The sequence below is a fragment of the Paraclostridium bifermentans genome, assembly GCF_019916025.1.
In the GTDB taxonomy this organism is placed as follows: Bacteria; Bacillota; Clostridia; order Peptostreptococcales; family Peptostreptococcaceae; genus Paraclostridium; species Paraclostridium bifermentans.
Genome location: NZ_CP079737.1, coordinates 1645384 through 1662159, shown reverse-complemented (window position 1 = coordinate 1662159; position 16776 = coordinate 1645384). Strand labels below are relative to the sequence as shown.

The following is a 16776-nucleotide window of genomic DNA, read 5'->3' as shown; positions in this document are numbered from 1 at the left end:
TATATTTATTTAAAATGCATAAATATCAATTTAAATATATTTTAAAACTAAAATCAATATATATCAATCAATTACATTAATACATATTTTTAAATAGCTTATATTTGTAATAAATCGACTGATTTTAGTTTCGGTATCATAGAACAAATGTTCTGTAACACTAAAACTACCATTACTAAATTATAGATAATAAACAAAGTATTTATGCAATGAATTAATATTTAATTTATATACATAATATATTTATAACAGGTTTGGAGTGAAGTGAATGAATATACTTAATTTAAATACACATAATCATTTAAATCAATTTAAAGATGATTTTTATGATAGTAATGAATGTTACTTGATATTATCAACACCTTACGAACTAAATAAAATAAAGTCTATTTTAGATATAGATGAAATAACTTTTAAAGATTGTTTAGATTTTGACGATAGTATACGATTAGATTTATTTGATAATTATGATTTCTTAAGCTTAAATATATTTGAACTTATAAACAATAAAGCTATAATAAGTGAAATAAACATATATTTAGCTGATAATTACATTCTTGTGGTAAGTGACAAAGATACCTTCATATATAAATACATTTTAAAAATGATGAAAGATAACTTTAAAGTAGATGAAAATCCAATTGTAGCGCTATTTAAAATAAATTATTTAATTTTCAAAGAAATAATAGTAAATAGCTTTGAAAGCTTAGAGAAATTAGAAGATATGATATTGGAGTTAGAAGATAAAATGCTTCAAGGAGTTAGAGATCAATATTTTCATGAAATCAGTGATATTAGAAATTTAACTAGAACTGTAGTTAAAAACACTAGACCATTACTTTATATAGGAGACAGAATACTAAAAGAGAATATACGATATTTAACATATTCAGATATAAAAAAACATAATCTTGAAAATTTACAAAGTATAGACTTTGGTATAGATAAGTTGTACAATTTTGCTATTTCTACTAGAGAATTGGCCGATAAGTTGTTGGATATATATTCTTCTCAAGTAGCTGAAAAAACTAATAGTTTAATAACTAAATTAACATTACTTACAGCTATTTCAGCTCCACTTACTATAATAACAGGTATATATGGAATGAACTTTAGTTTCATGCCTTTTCTTCAATGGCGTTTTGGATACTATTGTACAATAGGGTTTATGTTCTTAATTTTGGCATTAGGGATAATGATATTTAAATCTAAAAAAATGCTTTAGCATTTGAATTTTGCTATAATGTAAATACATTAATTAATTAATTGGAGGAGATTATGTATATAAAGACTAATGATAATATAAATCTTTATGTAAATAGAGAAGGAGAGGGCTTAGACTGTATATATGTACATGGAGGACCTGGTGCTTGGAGTAAAGATTTTGAACAGTTTTGTGGCATTCATATGAATGACATGCTTAATATAACGTATTTAGACCAAAGAGGTTGTGGTAGATCTGAAGGTGACTATAACTCAAATTATTCTATCGATAGATTAGTTGAAGATATAGAAGAAGTTAGAGTGAAGCTTAACATACAAAAACTTATAATAATTGCACATTCATTTGGTGGAATTATAGCAACTTCATATGCAAGTAAATATGGAGAAAATCTAGAAGGTATAATATTAATAAACTGTACCCTAGATTTTAAAGAAGCTTTAAAAAGCCAAATAAGAGAAGGGTGTAATCTTTTGGGTGTAGATCAAATTGACTGTGATACAAACTTACAAAACTTAATATGTATTTGGAAAAAAGTGGTTTATAATTTAGTTAGATATAACATGTATTATAGTCTTCAATTTAAAAGCATAAGTAACTATGAGAAGCTAGAAAATTTAGATAAAGAAATTTTAAATACGAAAATGTCTGAGCTTGCATTTGAAAATAAAAACTATTTTCTGGATTATACCTATTTAACTAAAAACATAAACATTCCGACTTTAATAATAACGGGAAGTGAAGACTATGCAGTAGGAATAGATCATCAGGAAAGTTTTAAATTTAAAAATAGCATAATCAAAACTATAAATGGAAGACATACCCCTTACATAGAGGATTCATCAAAATTAATAAATATTATAAAAGATTTTGTATCTGTATTTATTTAAAATAGATATTAGTTTACATAATATTATTATTTTAAACTATATTTTAATTTTATAACTTTTAATTCAGATAAAAGCTTTTATTTAGATTTTAAGCAGTTAATGCTTTCATATAATATAAATATATAAAAATAAAAAACAGACCTCTTATATTCTAAATATAAAGGTCTATTTTTTCGCTATTTTATCCTAAATTAAATAAAGCTTCTGATATTTTATCGCTAGCTTCTTTATCCATTTCTTTGAGTACATGAGAGTAAATATTCAAGGTTGTATTTATATTTGAATGTCCGACTCTTTCAGAGATAACTCTTATAGGAACTTTTGAGTTTATTAAAAGTGTAACATGAGAGTGACGTAAATCATGGAATCGTATATGTTCCAAATTATGTTCACTTAAAAATCTGCTAAATTTTTTACTTAACACATCTTGAGCTATAGGATTTTCATTTTTATCAAAGAATAATAAATTTTTTTCGTTTTTTATTTTACCTTGAAGCTTCAATTCTATTTGTTCTTTTTTGAAATTTTTCAACTTATTCATAAGCTCTGTTGGCGCAGAAATTGTTCTTATAGAACTTTCTGTCTTAGGATCTTTTAAAATTACTTTCCCATTATTTCTTACAGTTATCTTTTCTACGGTAACAGAATTATTATTAAAATCTAGATTGTTCCATGTAAGACCTAATATTTCTGATATTCTAAGGCCTAATCCGCTGGCTATAAAAATAGGTAATTCTAAAGAAGTTCCTGTACATTTTTCTAATAGTTTTTGCATGTCTTGCTTATTATATATATTATTTTTGAATTTTTTAACCTTAGGAACTTCTACATATTCTACAATATTTTCTCTTATTAACTTTAATCTATAGGCTTTTTTTGTAGCAAGTTTTAATATATTTATATGTATTTTTATTGTCTGTGGACTTAAAATTCCAACCAAGTCGTCTATGTAATTTTGTATATGTATTGGTCTAAGATCTTCGATTTTATATTTTCCTAGCATGGGAATTATGTATTTATTGCATATTCTTGTGTAACAATTATAGGTTGTTATCGATAAATTTATCTTATATTTTTCTAAAAAATCTTTTAAGAATATATCAAAAGTCATAGCGTTTGGAAGCAACAAATCCTCATTATATATGCTATCTTTTATCTCTGCGAGCTTCTTGGAAGCATCTCTTTTTTTATCGTATGAACCCATATTTTTTTGAATTTTTTTATTGCTTTCGGGGTCCTTATATTCTAAATATACTATGTAATTTTTACTTCTTTTTCTTATAAATGCAAAGCTCATCTTTATCCTCCAATAAGAAACATTATAGTATATATTGTAACATAAAAACAAAATAAAAAACATTTAAATATCTGACATGAGACTGACATAATAATGCACTTAATCGATATATACATTGGAAAAACTAGGTTTTATTTTTTTGACATAAAACTATATATTTTATGTCTATATTTGTTTTTATGTATAATTCTATAAGGAAAAATGAATAATTGATTTGTTTAAAAGTAATACTAATTTTAAGATAGGTAATATAAAATAAGATTATGTAAGGAGTTTTATTATGAAAAAAACACTAGTATCAATAGTTGCTTTTATTACAATGATTATGTTTAGTAATATCAATTCATATGCAAATATATCCGTGTCAAATGCACCTAACAATACAAGTTCAGTAGAAGAAAAATATCTAAATGAATTAACTAGTATAGGTAGCCAAGTTGAAATTTTAGCTTCCAACTCACTTAATTCAGTAATCAATAAAAAGGACACAAAAGATCTTTTAAAAGAAGCACTATATATAAAAACACAAATAAGAGAACTTAGGATATCTCTGTCTGACTATCATAAAGAAAAAAGTGGAGACGAGGAAAAAAATCCATTTTCACTTGGACTCTTAAACACTTTAAATTATTATAGTATGTCCTTATCATTTTTAACTTTATTTTTACAGACACAATCAATCTCGGATAGAAATGAGTACTTAGAAAATTATTACTTTAGTAAAGCTGCTGGAGACCAAACATTAGCATGGGCTAAAGGACAAATTAAATAAAAAATAGGCGAGAATTTAACTCGCCTATTTTTTATTTAGATATAAAACTACAACAGTTAGTTTGTTTAAAATTCTTAGCATCATTTCCTGATACGAATATATTATAACAACTACATTCCGAATTTTTATTATGGATGCAATCAATAGCATTACAAACAATATGCTCACATTCACTTTGAATATCACTTTTTAAGTTTTTATGTACACTTATAAATGATGTACAGTGCACGTCTTTTAAATTATTTGGTTTAGCTCCATCAACTTTAATTGCTCCACTATGGCAATTGCCATTTATGTTATAACTACATGTAATAGCACTACAGTTTATTTTTGACATAATAACATCACTCCTTATAAAATAAGTATTTATTATTAGTATGTACAAAAAAGCAATAAAAAATTGATAAAATAAGTACTATTTTAAGGATAGATATTTAGTGTCATGTACCATTAAATAACCATATATTATATTGTGACTACTATATAAAGGAATGATAGACATTGGAAAAGAATAATCAACATCCATATATAAGCAACAGCCTTAAATTAGCTTTATCAAGGCAATTTAACGTGCATATTTCAGATATAACAAAAGATTTCATGAAAGGATTAACAGAAATAGATTTATCAGGTAATAATATTAAGGATATAAAAGGAATAGAGTTTGCCATAAATGCTGTATATATAAACCTAAATAAAAACAATATTTGTGACGCTTCTCCTTTATCAAAACTTAACAAAGTAGAAGAATTAGAGTTAAATGAAAATAAAATTGAAGATATTAGCTTTATAAAAAACTTAAAGAAGCTCAAAAGATTAGGATTAGATAGTAATAATATAAAAGCTATACCAAACATTAACAATACCGAATTACGAACTGTAAATTTAGATAATAACAGGATATCAAACTTATCAGAGTTCAATAGACCTAGTTTTAGAAACACGACTATTTTAGCAACTGATCAATGTATAATACTTGATCCAATTGAAATTGATATGGAAAAATCATTATTTTTTTCTTCTAATATAATTTGGGATATTAATTCTATTGTTTTTTTAGATAATATACAGGTCAATGGTAAGTACGACAGTATTCATACAAATGAAAGACCTTCTATGTTATATTCTATATCAGAGATAGTTATAAATAATATAAAATCTAATTGTATATTAAAGGCTGATTTTTATAAAGAAGACACAACTAGTTTTCCAAGAATCTTAAGTGGGACTTTAATTCAACCAATTTACTTAAAATCTAAAGAATCTCAAGTTAATAATTCTAACCCAGATTTTACTTTATCTAAGATATTTGGATATATAAAACCTGAGGAGAAGTTAGTTAATTTAAAACAAAGTGAATCTTCTTCTTTTAGGGATAAAGTCGTTACACTTATTAATGAATATGGTGATATAGTTTATTCCTCTATTGATATTAATGGTAAGTATTTATTTAATAACATCCAAACAGGAAAGTATACAATTTTATTTCCTGTTTTATCGGACTATGTGTATACTTCACCTAGTGTAGTTGTTTTAAATATAGAAGAAAAGGGAAGTTTCATTATAAATTCATCAATAGAGTACATTGATCATTAGAGTAGTATTAATTTACTACTCTTTTTAATTTTGCAAAAAACTTTAAAAATTTAAGAAAAAAGTTTGATTATATACTCTATATGGGTATAATATATATATAAATTTGTTTTTATATAAATTTATGTAATAAAATTGAAAGGATGTATTAAAATGAAAGTTAAAGTTGCAGATACAGCTGTGAAAACATTAAAAGATATTTTAGCTGACAGTCAAGATAGACCTAAAAATATAAGAGTTTATTTTGCAGGAGCAGGATGAGGCGGTCCATCATTTGGACTTGCTCTGGATGAGCAAAGCGGAGATGACCTTAACTACGAAGTAGAAGGTTTAAACTTTATAATGAGTACAGAAGATTACAATAACTATGGAGATATAGTTATAGAAGATACTGGTTATGGATTTAGAGTTGCACCAGAAAACCAAGCTGACGGTGGATGCGGCGGAGGATGTTCTGGCTGCGGAAATTAATTAATAACTAATTAAAGAGTATTGGGCTTCCAATGCTCTTTAATTTTGAATAAATAAAATAGGAGTAAATCATGAGAAGACGTAAGAAAAAAGGCGCCGACATTAGATTATTAAGTTTTGAAGAATATGTTATAAAAGGTGAAGATATAAACTTCAAAGGAAAGTGGAATGAAAAGTTTGAAAATCCAAACCCTATACACGTTGAATTTGGTACAGGAAGAGGTCAATTTATAACAACTTTAGCAAAACAAAACCCAGAGATCAATTATATAGCTATGGAAATAAAAGAAGAGGTTTTATTAAAAGCAGTTGAGAAGGCTGTTGAAAACAACTTAACTAACATAAAGTTTGTATGGGGAGATGTAAATAACATCTTAACTTATTTCAATGAAAATGAACTTTCTAGAGTTTATGTAAACTTTTGTGATCCATGGCCTAAAAAAAGATGGAACAAAAGAAGATTAACATATAGAGGATTTTTAGAAAATTATAAAACTATATTAAATGCAAACGGTGAAATTCACTTTAAAACAGATAATGAAAAACTATTCGAATTTAGTTTAAATGAGTTTTCAGAAGCTGATCTAAAACTTAAAAATATAACTTTAGATTTAGCTAATAGTGAATTTGAAGGTAATGTAACAACTGAATATGAAGATAAGTTTATGTCTTATGGCATGAAAATATATAGAGTTGAAGGTATTAAACGATAAAAAAATGGAGTTAAAAAACTCCATTTTTTCTTTTCATACAATAAAGTCCGAATAAAATTATAACTACGTATATGAAATATAATGTTATATTAACAAATTGAAGGTTAATTCCAAATATTGCATCGGGTAGTAAAGCTAAAATCGCTGATATAGAAATAAGTAATGGATTTATAACTATTTGCTTATCACTTCTTAAAATCATAATCTTTCCAGCCCATACAAAAGACAAAATGAAAAATAAAATTTTAAGTATAATTTCAATAGTATTTAACATAGTTAGACTCCCTTTTCCTCGATTATAAATAATAATTTAATAAATAAACATACAAAAAGTATACACAAAAGAATTAATTTTAACAAGATGATTTTAAATATAATGAAAATAATTTTAAAAACTTAGAATTTTATATCAAAATTATAAGTATAATATAAATATAAAAAAATTATTAAAAGGAGAGTATTATGTGTATATATTATTATAACAAGTTTAATTCTAACACTGTTGACGAGGAATCTTACTTCATTTTAAAACAAATTTTCGAATCTATAGATAATAATAACTTAAGTAATGCTCAAAACTTAACTAAGAAGCTTATAGATATAGAAAAGGAAAAAGGAAATAACGATACAACGTTTCTAGAAGATGCCTTAAAAACCTTAAGGTAAATAAAATTTAGTTAATACAAATAATATTAAGTGAATAATATCTTATATAGGGATATTATTAAATTACGGGGGAATGATTATGGACAAATCTTTTTTCAATTGGTATACACAATCACTCGGTGGAATTATAGGCCTGATAGCTTGCATGTGTGCTTATTTAAACGGGGACATGGCAGTTTATGGCAACATTCTTCGCAATATAGATTCAATAGGCTTAGGAGGGCTTTTGGCAAGTTATACATTGATTCCTTTATGTATAGCCATAACATTCTTAGGGATTTTTGAATCTTTCTCAAAAAATGAAAATTTACCAGATATAAATAAGACTATAGTTATACTAACAACTTTAATTGGATTTATAGGGTCTAAATTATTTTTTATTATTCCAGCTATATTTATCTTATTTAAATATTATTCAAATTTCATAGGTAACAGAAAAGAACTAAATACAAAAGTTTCTCAAGCAGTTCAAGTAATAGAAAATAAAAAAACAATTGTGAAAAATGAAGAAGCTAATAAAAATCTTATGAAAACTAAAATAGATATGGCTGTAGAACTCCTATTAAAAGGAGCGGATAAAAAATTTATATGTGAAATTACAGGTCTTACTATTCAAGAGTTAGAAAGTATAGAACAAAGAATTGAATAAAAATAAAAGTGCTACTTTTTATAAAAGTAGCACTTTTTACTTTGCAAAACCATTTTTTGTGATATAATGTTAGTACCAGGTAATAATACAAGGAGGTAATTATGAAAGTAAATGAGATAAAAGAATTATTATTGACTATAGATAAAACTAATTTGACATATGTAAACTTAAAAGATGAGAACTTTATTTTAGAAGTCTCTAAAGGTGAAATTCTCGTAAATACAAAAACAGTAGAAAACAAAAAAGAGGAACTTAAACTAACGGAAGTGAGTAGCGCATATGATGAAGCCAATAAAGAAGAGGCCTCTGTTGATTTAGAAGTTAGTAATGACAATATCCATGTAATTAAAGCGCCTATAATGGGGACTTATTATGAAGCATCAGGTCCGGAATCAAGTACTTTTGTAAAAGTAGGAGATAAAGTTTCAAAAGGAGATACTCTTTGTATAATTGAAGCTATGAAACTTATGAATGAAATAAATAGTGATGTAAATGGTGAAGTAGTTGAGATATTAGTATCTAACGAAGATTTAGTAGAATATAATCAGGCTATATTTAAAATAAAAACAATTTAATAGGAGGCAGTTTATGATTAAAAGATTATTAATTGCAAATAGAGGCGATATAGCAGTTAGAATAATTCGTACATGCAAGGAACTAAACATAGAAACAGTTGCTATATACTCTGAAATAGATAAAGAAAGTTTACACAGATACTTAGCTGATGAGTCTATATGCATAGGACCTAATAATATAAGTAAAAGTTACAACAACATAGATAATATAATATACTTAGCAAAAAAAATGAATTGTGATGCTATACACCCAGGATTTGGATTTTTATCAGAAAATGCTAAATTTGCTAAAGCATGTATTGATAACAATATAATCTTTGTTGGGCCTACACCTAATCAAATAGAGCTAATGGGGAATAAATCAAAAGCACGTGAGACTATGATTAATTTAGACGTTCCAGTTGTGCCTGGATCGAAATCAATTTTAGAAGATAGAGAAGAAGCTAAAAAATTAGCTAAAACTATTGGATACCCCGTTATGATAAAAGCCTCTAGTGGAGGTGGAGGTAAGGGTATGAGAATAATTTACAATGAAAGTGAGTTTGATTCTTTATTTGATATAGCAAAAGCAGAAGCGCTATCTTCATTTGGAGACAGTTCTTTATATATGGAAAAATATATTGAAAATCCAAGACATATAGAAGTTCAAGTATTTGGGGATAGTTTCAATAATGCAATACATCTTGGAGATAGAGATTGTTCTATGCAAAGAAGAAACCAAAAGCTTGTAGAAGAATCTTTAAGTTTTTATCTAGACGATAATCAAAGAAAAAAAATATATGATACAGCTGTAAAAATAACTAAAGGTGTAGATTATATCGGAGCCGGTACTATAGAATTCATTGTAGATAAAGACAAGAATTTTTATTTTATTGAGATGAACACAAGAATACAAGTTGAACATCCTGTAACAGAAATGATAACAGGTATAGACCTTATAAACTTACAGCTGCTTATTGCTAGTGGAAAAGAAATACCATTTAAACAAAATGAGATTAAATTTAAAGGGCATGCCATTGAGTGTAGAATAAATGCGGAAGACTCTGATAATGATTTTAGACCATGTCCAGGAAAGATTGAGTCTATTCATATACCAGGAGGATTCGGAGTAAGATTTGATACATTTATATATCCTGGATATACAGTACCACCTATATATGATTCTATGTTAGGGAAGTTAATTTGTATAGCTGACAGTAGAGAAGAATGTATACGTAGAATGAATAGAGCTTTAGATGAGATAATCATAGAGGGAGTTACTACTAACATAGATTTTCAAAAACAACTTATAAATTCTAATGAGTTTATTGATAATACTCATCATACTAAATTTATAGAAACTAGTTTTATAAAAAGCTTAAACGCTTAAGTTAAGGAGATTTTGATTATGATTAAGAAGTTCTTAAATAGAAAAGGTCAAAACTATGCAGTTGTTCATTTGAATCAGAATTTTAAAGAAAATAGTGTAGATGATAAGTTTTGGATTTATTGTGAAACTTGTAAAAGCCAAGTATTTAGAAAAGATATTGAAGAAAATTTAAATATATGTCCAAAGTGTAATAAACACTATGATTTTTCTGCTAGAAAAAGAATTAAATTGTTATTAGATGAAAATAGTTTTGAAGAATTTGATTATGATTTAGAATTTAAAAACATATTAAACTTCCCTGACTATGAAACTAAGATATCAAAGTATAAGAATGCTACAAACGAAAAAGAAGCTGTTATAACAGGTAAAGGGCTTATACATGGTGTAGAAGTCGTTTTATGTGTAATGAATCCTAAATTCATGATGGGAAGTATGGGAGCAATAGTTGGAGAAAAAATTACTCAATCTATAGAATATGCTATTGATAATAAACTCCCTGTGTTAATTTGTTGTGCATCTGGAGGAGCTAGAATGCAAGAAGGTATGATTTCTCTTATGCAAATGGCAAAAACATCTCAAGCACTGTCCAAGTTATCAGATGCAGGACTTTTATATATATCTATACTTACTAATCCTACTACAGGGGGAGTTACTGCTAGCTTTGCAACTCTAGGGGATATAATTATAGCAGAACCTAATGCTTTGATTGCTTTTGCTGGTCCAAGGGTTATAAAACAAACGATTAAGCAAGATTTACCTAAAGGGTTTCAAACATCTGAGTTTTTATTAGAACATGGTTTTGTAGACCTTATAGTTAATAGAGATCAAATGAAAGACACTTTATTTAACTTATTAAGCTTACATGGTTATGATTATTGTAAAGAAGGTGATTTAATTGCACATACAGAACACTAGTTCGATAGAAGATATAAATAAAATAAAAGAAAGCATAAAACAATTAAAACAACTATCAAATCAAAGCAATATAGACTTAAGTTGCGAAATAGAAAAACTAGAAATGAAGCTTAAAAATATTGAAACTACTAGTCCTAAAGATTTATCTGCATGGGATAAGGTTTCTATAAGTAGAGATATAAAGAGACCAAATGCCGAAAATTACATAAAGAACATATGTTCTTTATTCATAGAACTACATGGAGATAGACTTTATAAAGATGATCCATCAATAATTGGAGGAATCGGAAAAATAGGCGACTTTGAAGTTACGTTAATTGGTCATCAAAAGGGAAAAGATATAAATGAACAAATAAAAAGAAATTTTGGAATGCCTCATCCAGAAGGATATAGAAAAGCTCTAAGACTTATGAAACAAGCCGAAAAGTTTAATAGACCAATAATTACTTTTATAGACACTCCAGGAGCATTCTGTGGAATAGAAGCTGAGGAACGTGGTCAAGGGGAAGCTATTGCAAAAAATTTACTTGAAATGAGTTCACTTAAAGTACCTATACTCTCTATTGTTATAGGAGAAGGGGGGAGTGGAGGAGCACTTGGAATAGGTGTCTCAAATGAGATAGCAATGCTTCAAAACTCAGTTTATTCAGTTATTTCCCCTGAAGGGCTATCAAGTATTTTATTTAAAGATGCGTCTAAATCTAAAGATGCTAGTGAAATAATGAAACTTACGAGTTCAGATTTAAAAGACTTAGGAATAATAGATCATATTATAGAAGAACCACCTGGTACAGCTCATAGTGACTTAGAAGCTGTATCAAACGATATTAAAGATTATATAATAAACAGATTAAGCTTTTATAAAGATTTTTCTAAAGATGAAATAGTAAATCATAGATACGGAAAGTTTAGAAACATAGGAGTCTATTAAGTAAACCTTAATAGGCTTTTTACTTTTATGAAAGTATCTCTACTTAGAATATGTAAATAATCTATGAAGCTTATTTATATCAATATAATTTTAATATTAAAATAAAGGAGTTTTATTTTTTTTATAGAATTTGTAGTTAAATAGGATACTATACAATTTAATAATATTCTACAAAGAAACATAAGAGGGGGATGTTGAAATGGATGTATTAAAAGTTTCATCAAAATCTAATCCAAATTCTGTAGCAGGTGCTCTAGCTGGAGTTATAAGAGAAAATGGAAGTGCTGAAATCCAAGCTATTGGAGCAGGAGCTTTAAATCAAGCTGTTAAAGCTATTGCTGTAGCAAGGGGTTTTGTTGCACCAAGTGGTATAGATCTAGTGTGTGTTCCATCATTTACTGATGTCAATATAGACGGAGAAGAAAGAACAGCTATTAAGCTTGTCGTAAATCCAAGATAAATTTTTAGAAACTTAGAGACTATGAAAATAGTCTCTTTTATTTTGAATAAGATATATATATTAGGAAAATATAAGTTAAGAAATATAAGGAGGTGTATTATGCAACTTAGAAGAGCAGCAGAGATATGCAATAATAATGAAAATAATAATATAACACTTTATTATTACAATAAACCAGTAAAACTAGTTAGTGTTGACAATAACATTGGTACAGCTTATGTAAAATCTCTAAATGATGATTCCAAATTTGAAGTTGATTTAGAATCGTTACATGAAAACGAAAAATAATAAAAAACGTCATTTTAAGCTAATTTAAACTTAAAATGACGTTTTTTATTATGGATTTGTAGTTTGATTGTATATACAATTAGGCCTGTATAATGTAAACGTGCATAGCAACTAATATTATATGTATATATAGTTATTATAAAATTATCATATATGTATATAGGTGAAATTGCATTAATTATATATACATATATGAAGAGTAGTCTGTTTCTTAATATATAACTATCCTTTAAATGTATATTTAGGGTATAGTTAGTATGGAAATAAATAATATATATCTATTTAGTGCTTTTTTAGCATATATTTGTAACTTTTACCATTTATATTATTTTCAACTTTTACAACTTCTCTTTTTGTTTAATTTTTGAGTTTATTTTAAAATTATTTTTACGTTTTTATTTTTTAATTTTATAACTCTCAAATCAATTTATTTAAATATGAAAAAATAAATTTTACTTTGATTTTTCATATTTAATATTCTAAGCTTAAATTTTATAATATTTTCTTTTATAAATTTATTTTTGTACTTATAATTATTGTTTTATATATACTATTCTTACTTTGACAAATCGTATCTTAAACCGGCCTATTTAAATGCATTTTAAAACATTTCGACTCTAATATTAGATATTTGTATTATAACTAAGCTTCTACTCCTAAAAATCGATTTAAATCAGTATTTTTATATAATTCACTTTTGTTGTATTATTTAAGGAATAGTTGAAGTCAAAAAAAGACTATGCTATATTAAAAATATTAAAAGTTTAAATTTGGAGGTTTTAAAATGGCAGAAAGTAAAACTATTAAAATACATAATAAATCTGATAAGCCAGATAATATCGTTCTTAGAGATAATAGAGTTATCGAAAAATGTATACAGGTTGAAAACAACCTTCCTAAGTTTATGAAGGATTATTGTATTTATTTAAAAGGATCTGTATCGGTTACTACTAGATTAGCTTATTTAGAAGATATTCAATTTTTTTGTTCATATTTAATAGAAACTAAAGAAATTACAATTGCTAATGAGATAAAAGATATTACGCTTAATGAGTTTAACCAAATAAAAGCACGAGATGTGAATCTATTCTTAGGAGATTATTGTACTAGATATTATAAGTATACTGATAAAAATACTCATATATATGAAAATAACAATAGAGCTTTAGCACGTAAAAAGTCATCTTTGTCTACTCTATTTAAATTTCTTTTTAGAAATGATCAATTAGAAGCTAATATAACAGATGGGTTCAATCCAATCAAACTTCCCAAACCACAACCTGATGCTATTAAACGTCTAGAAATAGATGAAGTTGCTAAAATGTTAGATGCTGTTGATACAGGTTTGGGTCTTACTGATAAAGAGAAAGTTTATTGGAAAAAGACTAAGCTTCGAGATAAAGCTATATTAGCTTTGTTTGTTACATATGGACTTAGATTAAATGAACTTAGAGAGCTTAATATTTCATCATTTAACTTCTCACGAGGAGAGTTTAAAATTTATAGAAAAAGAGGCAAAGAAGTATTAATGCCTATAAACAATACTTGTGAGCTAGTTGTTAGAGATTATATTTTAAATGAAAGACCTAAAAGTGAAATGTTAAGTGAAGATATGCAAGATGCATTATTTCTATCTCTGCAAAATAAACGAATGGATCCAAAGTCAATTAGACAATTAGTTAAAAAATATACGTCTATTTCTATGGATACTTCTAGAGATAAAGGTTATAGTCCTCATAAGTTAAGAGCTACGGCGGCTACTTCATTAATTCAAAATGGATTTTCTATATACGATGTACAAAACTTACTAGATCATGATAATGTTACAACGACTCAATTATATGCAGCTCATAAGAAAAATGTTAAAAGAGATATTGTTAATAACTTTGAATGGATAGATGACTTAGATGATATTAATGAATAAAATTTAATATAAGAACAAATGTTTGTATAAAATTGGTCAATATGCTAAAATATATAGTATAAAACTAAAAATTAATATTAGAAATGAGATGATAACATGTATCTAGATTTAACGAATAAGCAAATACTGATACTTGAGTTTATAAAAGATCAATTAACTCAAAAAGGGTATCCACCTTCAGTTAGAGAAATTTGTGCAGCTGTTGATTTAAGATCTACATCAACTGTACACTCTCATTTAAATAAATTAGAAAAACTAGGATATATTAGAAGAGATGCAACGAAACCTAGAGCAATTGAAGTTTTAGACTCTAATAAAGGTGAAGGTGTAAATGGTCTTAATCAAGAGGTTCTTCATTTACCTGTTATAGGTCAAATAACTGCTGGAGAACCAATTTTTGCAGAACAAAACATAGAAGAATACATACCATTACCTGCAAATTTTATTGTAGGCAAAGATAACTTCATATTAAAAGTAAAAGGCGAAAGCATGATAAATGCAGGTATTTTAGATGGAGACTATGTTATAGTTGATAAATCTAACACAGCTTATAACTCTCAAATAGTAGTTGCATTAGTTCGAGAAGATAGTGCAACGGTTAAGAGGTTTTTTAAAGAAGAAAATCATATAAGATTACAACCTGAAAATGAATTTATGGAACCTATAATTTTAGACCCATCTGAAGTTAGTATACTAGGACATGTACGCGGTGTATTTAGAGTAATAAAATAAAGAGATATGTTTTATAGACATATCTCTTTATTTTTGTAATTTTAGATTTTATTATTTTAAATATTTCAAAATGATTTCTGCTAACACACATGAGATTCCTGCTGCTAAAAAGCTATATCCACTTCCCTTTGATTTTTTTATTTCATCTTCATACTTCTCTTTTATGTTTTTAATTTTATTATTAGTTTTTTTATCTTTCTTTACACTTTTTGATTGTTCTATACTTTGTAATTTTGTATCATATTCTTTCTTTGTATTTTTACAAGACATTAATAAACTTATGCCTAAAACTAAAAATAGTACTCCCAATAATAAAAACATACCTTTTCCTCTTTCTTATTAAATTAATATTTCTATATATCATTTATTATATACTAAATTTTCTGATTTTTAAATTAACATATTGGAATAAATATACTATAATTATAATATATAGTATATAAGTAAACTTTTTAGGAGGGGATTTATGAGAAAAAATTCTGAAAAAATAGCTATACTAATACTTATCCCTATGCTCTTGTTTACTTTAGTTTTTACATTAAAAACTATGTGATAAATAAATAAAAAATAAATGAGCTGCAAATACTGTAGCTCATTTATTTTTTATTAAATTAAGTTCTTATATTGTTTTAAAAACTCCTTTATAGCTTGAGTTATTATTTCTTGTTTAGTATGATCAGAATTGCTACATAATCGTTCAAACTCTTCCCATGTAGATTTTTCAACTTGAACTCTAGTGCTTTTTAAATCAGTCATATCACATTCTTCTATCAAAATATCCTTTTTAGATTTCGTTATCTTTGGCTTAAGTGATTTTATATCTTTAACTGATAAGTACCAGTCATAAACTTCGCAAAGTTTATCTAAATCTTCAGCGCTCACATTAACCTTTGCTGGTTTAGATTTGTATACCTTTTGGCTTTTTGTAGTGCTAGGTTTTGAACTTTTTTTAGAAGTGGTGCTAGAAGTATTATTTTTTTTTGCTTTTGTAGATGTTTTAGATTCTTTAGTTGCTGGTTTAGATGATTTAGTCGAATTCATTGTTAACTCTAATTGCTTTACATCTTGCTTTGAATCATTTACAGGAATATCATCTTTTTTTACATATTTTCCTTTTACTGATTTATATCCATTTTTATTTAAAAAACGTCTTAAAGCTTTTATATCTGAATCTAATTGAGTTGCTATCTCATCAATTGAAATTCCTTTGTTTTGTAGTTTTAAAAACTTATCTAATTTTTGTTTATCCGTCATTTTTTTTATCCCTCCAAACTAATCACTATAAATTATAACACGCAATTGGTATTAA

At 26.3% G+C, this 16776-nt stretch carries 21 protein-coding genes; 16 read left to right on the top strand and 5 right to left on the bottom strand.

Annotation, left to right across the window (positions count from 1 at the left end; translation table 11 throughout):
• Positions 1 to 268 precede the first annotated feature (268 nt).
• Positions 269 to 1225: a magnesium transporter CorA family protein gene (locus KXZ80_RS07950; RefSeq protein ID WP_021432946.1), complete on the top strand. Its 957-nt coding sequence runs from the start codon at positions 269 to 271 to the stop codon at positions 1223 to 1225.
• A 53-nt stretch (positions 1226 to 1278) separates the two neighbouring features.
• Positions 1279 to 2112, top strand: coding sequence for an alpha/beta fold hydrolase (locus tag KXZ80_RS07945; RefSeq protein ID WP_021432945.1), 834 nt, complete (start codon positions 1279 to 1281; stop codon positions 2110 to 2112).
• A 181-nt stretch (positions 2113 to 2293) separates the two neighbouring features.
• Here the strand turns inward: KXZ80_RS07945 and KXZ80_RS07940 are convergent, their stop codons facing one another.
• A complete protein-coding gene (locus KXZ80_RS07940) occupies positions 2294 to 3409 on the bottom strand; it encodes a tyrosine-type recombinase/integrase (protein ID WP_021432944.1) in 1116 nt (371 codons plus the stop codon).
• Positions 3410 to 3689: 280 nt separating this feature from the next.
• Here KXZ80_RS07940 and KXZ80_RS07935 point away from each other — a divergent pair, with 280 nt between their 5' ends.
• Complete coding sequence (locus KXZ80_RS07935) at positions 3690 to 4181, top strand: hypothetical protein (RefSeq protein WP_021432943.1); 492 nt, start codon at positions 3690 to 3692, stop codon at positions 4179 to 4181.
• 31 nt (positions 4182 to 4212) lie between these two features.
• Here KXZ80_RS07935 and KXZ80_RS07930 read toward each other — a convergent pair whose 3' ends face one another.
• A complete protein-coding gene (locus tag KXZ80_RS07930) occupies positions 4213 to 4518 on the bottom strand; it encodes a DUF1540 domain-containing protein (protein ID WP_021431241.1) in 306 nt (101 codons plus the stop codon).
• Positions 4519 to 4682: 164 nt separating this feature from the next.
• On the opposite strand from KXZ80_RS07930, the gene KXZ80_RS07925 reads away from it, so the two are divergent.
• From KXZ80_RS07925 to trmB, 3 genes are all read left to right on the top strand, one after another.
• The gene (locus KXZ80_RS07925; protein WP_021432942.1) at positions 4683 to 5777 is read left to right on the top strand and encodes a hypothetical protein; all 1095 of its coding nucleotides are present in this window, start codon (positions 4683 to 4685) and stop codon (positions 5775 to 5777) included.
• A 339-nt stretch (positions 5778 to 6116) separates the two neighbouring features.
• Positions 6117 to 6245: a hypothetical protein gene (locus KXZ80_RS17770; protein ID WP_021431238.1), complete on the top strand. Its 129-nt coding sequence runs from the start codon at positions 6117 to 6119 to the stop codon at positions 6243 to 6245.
• Positions 6246 to 6316: 71 nt separating this feature from the next.
• The gene (trmB, locus tag KXZ80_RS07915) at positions 6317 to 6958 is read left to right on the top strand and encodes a tRNA (guanosine(46)-N7)-methyltransferase TrmB (protein WP_021432940.1); all 642 of its coding nucleotides are present in this window, start codon (positions 6317 to 6319) and stop codon (positions 6956 to 6958) included.
• 10 nt (positions 6959 to 6968) lie between these two features.
• On the opposite strand, the gene KXZ80_RS07910 is transcribed toward trmB, so the two are convergent.
• A complete protein-coding gene (locus KXZ80_RS07910) occupies positions 6969 to 7232 on the bottom strand; it encodes a hypothetical protein (protein ID WP_021431236.1) in 264 nt (87 codons plus the stop codon).
• A gap of 188 nt (positions 7233 to 7420) precedes the next feature.
• On the opposite strand from KXZ80_RS07910, the gene KXZ80_RS07905 reads away from it, so the two are divergent.
• From KXZ80_RS07905 to lexA, 10 genes are all read left to right on the top strand, one after another.
• A complete protein-coding gene (locus KXZ80_RS07905) occupies positions 7421 to 7624 on the top strand; it encodes a hypothetical protein (RefSeq protein ID WP_021432938.1) in 204 nt (67 codons plus the stop codon).
• Positions 7625 to 7703: 79 nt separating this feature from the next.
• Positions 7704 to 8273 (top strand): hypothetical protein, encoded by a 570-nt coding sequence (locus KXZ80_RS07900; protein WP_038285215.1) that lies wholly within the window; start codon positions 7704 to 7706, stop codon positions 8271 to 8273.
• Positions 8274 to 8374: 101 nt separating this feature from the next.
• Positions 8375 to 8848 carry an acetyl-CoA carboxylase biotin carboxyl carrier protein gene (gene accB / locus KXZ80_RS07895; protein WP_021432936.1) on the top strand — a complete coding sequence of 158 codons (474 nt, stop codon included), beginning with the start codon at positions 8375 to 8377 and terminating at the stop codon, positions 8846 to 8848.
• Between the two features lie 13 nt (positions 8849 to 8861).
• On the top strand, positions 8862 to 10217 hold the full coding sequence (gene accC / locus KXZ80_RS07890; protein ID WP_021432935.1) for an acetyl-CoA carboxylase biotin carboxylase subunit: 1356 nt from the start codon (positions 8862 to 8864) through the stop codon (positions 10215 to 10217).
• A gap of 18 nt (positions 10218 to 10235) precedes the next feature.
• Positions 10236 to 11132 carry an acetyl-CoA carboxylase, carboxyltransferase subunit beta gene (gene accD, locus KXZ80_RS07885; RefSeq protein ID WP_021432934.1) on the top strand — a complete coding sequence of 299 codons (897 nt, stop codon included), beginning with the start codon at positions 10236 to 10238 and terminating at the stop codon, positions 11130 to 11132.
• Positions 11113 to 12063 carry an acetyl-CoA carboxylase carboxyltransferase subunit alpha gene (locus tag KXZ80_RS07880; protein WP_021432933.1) on the top strand — a complete coding sequence of 317 codons (951 nt, stop codon included), beginning with the start codon at positions 11113 to 11115 and terminating at the stop codon, positions 12061 to 12063. The genes accD and KXZ80_RS07880 overlap by 20 nt, the downstream gene beginning before the upstream one ends.
• A gap of 199 nt (positions 12064 to 12262) precedes the next feature.
• Positions 12263 to 12523 carry a stage V sporulation protein S gene (locus KXZ80_RS07875; RefSeq protein WP_021432932.1) on the top strand — a complete coding sequence of 87 codons (261 nt, stop codon included), beginning with the start codon at positions 12263 to 12265 and terminating at the stop codon, positions 12521 to 12523.
• A gap of 99 nt (positions 12524 to 12622) precedes the next feature.
• A complete protein-coding gene (locus tag KXZ80_RS07870) occupies positions 12623 to 12811 on the top strand; it encodes a small, acid-soluble spore protein, H family (RefSeq protein WP_021431228.1) in 189 nt (62 codons plus the stop codon).
• Positions 12812 to 13595: 784 nt separating this feature from the next.
• The gene (locus KXZ80_RS07865; RefSeq protein ID WP_021430584.1) at positions 13596 to 14735 is read left to right on the top strand and encodes a tyrosine-type recombinase/integrase; all 1140 of its coding nucleotides are present in this window, start codon (positions 13596 to 13598) and stop codon (positions 14733 to 14735) included.
• Between the two features lie 96 nt (positions 14736 to 14831).
• Complete coding sequence (lexA, locus tag KXZ80_RS07860) at positions 14832 to 15467, top strand: transcriptional repressor LexA (RefSeq protein WP_021432931.1); 636 nt, start codon at positions 14832 to 14834, stop codon at positions 15465 to 15467.
• Between the two features lie 51 nt (positions 15468 to 15518).
• On the opposite strand, the gene KXZ80_RS07855 is transcribed toward lexA, so the two are convergent.
• Both KXZ80_RS07855 and KXZ80_RS07850 read right to left on the bottom strand, forming a co-directional pair.
• On the bottom strand, positions 15519 to 15788 hold the full coding sequence (locus KXZ80_RS07855) for a hypothetical protein (protein WP_021432930.1): 270 nt from the start codon (positions 15786 to 15788) through the stop codon (positions 15519 to 15521).
• Between the two features lie 285 nt (positions 15789 to 16073).
• Positions 16074 to 16721 carry a hypothetical protein gene (locus KXZ80_RS07850; protein WP_021432929.1) on the bottom strand — a complete coding sequence of 216 codons (648 nt, stop codon included), beginning with the start codon at positions 16719 to 16721 and terminating at the stop codon, positions 16074 to 16076.
• Positions 16722 to 16776 lie beyond the last annotated feature (55 nt).

What these genes read in the sequence shown, in the direction of transcription:
- KXZ80_RS07850 (WP_021432929.1), bottom strand. Translation starts at nt 16,721, where the DNA reads ATGACGGATAAACAAAAATTAGATAAGTTTTTAAAACTACAAAACAAA.
- KXZ80_RS07930 (WP_021431241.1), bottom strand. Translation starts at nt 4,518, where the DNA reads ATGTCAAAAATAAACTGTAGTGCTATTACATGTAGTTATAACATAAAT.
- accC (WP_021432935.1), top strand. Translation starts at nt 8,862, where the DNA reads ATGATTAAAAGATTATTAATTGCAAATAGAGGCGATATAGCAGTTAGA.
- KXZ80_RS07910 (WP_021431236.1), bottom strand. Translation starts at nt 7,232, where the DNA reads ATGTTAAATACTATTGAAATTATACTTAAAATTTTATTTTTCATTTTG.
- KXZ80_RS07940 (WP_021432944.1), bottom strand. Translation starts at nt 3,409, where the DNA reads ATGAGCTTTGCATTTATAAGAAAAAGAAGTAAAAATTACATAGTATAT.
- KXZ80_RS07870 (WP_021431228.1), top strand. Translation starts at nt 12,623, where the DNA reads ATGCAACTTAGAAGAGCAGCAGAGATATGCAATAATAATGAAAATAAT.
- KXZ80_RS07855 (WP_021432930.1), bottom strand. Translation starts at nt 15,788, where the DNA reads ATGTTTTTATTATTGGGAGTACTATTTTTAGTTTTAGGCATAAGTTTA.
- KXZ80_RS07945 (WP_021432945.1), top strand. Translation starts at nt 1,279, where the DNA reads ATGTATATAAAGACTAATGATAATATAAATCTTTATGTAAATAGAGAA.
- KXZ80_RS17770 (WP_021431238.1), top strand. Translation starts at nt 6,117, where the DNA reads ATGAGTACAGAAGATTACAATAACTATGGAGATATAGTTATAGAAGAT.
- lexA (WP_021432931.1), top strand. Translation starts at nt 14,832, where the DNA reads ATGTATCTAGATTTAACGAATAAGCAAATACTGATACTTGAGTTTATA.
- trmB (WP_021432940.1), top strand. Translation starts at nt 6,317, where the DNA reads ATGAGAAGACGTAAGAAAAAAGGCGCCGACATTAGATTATTAAGTTTT.
- accD (WP_021432934.1), top strand. Translation starts at nt 10,236, where the DNA reads ATGATTAAGAAGTTCTTAAATAGAAAAGGTCAAAACTATGCAGTTGTT.
- KXZ80_RS07900 (WP_038285215.1), top strand. Translation starts at nt 7,704, where the DNA reads ATGGACAAATCTTTTTTCAATTGGTATACACAATCACTCGGTGGAATT.
- KXZ80_RS07865 (WP_021430584.1), top strand. Translation starts at nt 13,596, where the DNA reads ATGGCAGAAAGTAAAACTATTAAAATACATAATAAATCTGATAAGCCA.
- KXZ80_RS07905 (WP_021432938.1), top strand. Translation starts at nt 7,421, where the DNA reads ATGTGTATATATTATTATAACAAGTTTAATTCTAACACTGTTGACGAG.
- KXZ80_RS07875 (WP_021432932.1), top strand. Translation starts at nt 12,263, where the DNA reads ATGGATGTATTAAAAGTTTCATCAAAATCTAATCCAAATTCTGTAGCA.
- accB (WP_021432936.1), top strand. Translation starts at nt 8,375, where the DNA reads ATGAAAGTAAATGAGATAAAAGAATTATTATTGACTATAGATAAAACT.
- KXZ80_RS07935 (WP_021432943.1), top strand. Translation starts at nt 3,690, where the DNA reads ATGAAAAAAACACTAGTATCAATAGTTGCTTTTATTACAATGATTATG.
- KXZ80_RS07950 (WP_021432946.1), top strand. Translation starts at nt 269, where the DNA reads ATGAATATACTTAATTTAAATACACATAATCATTTAAATCAATTTAAA.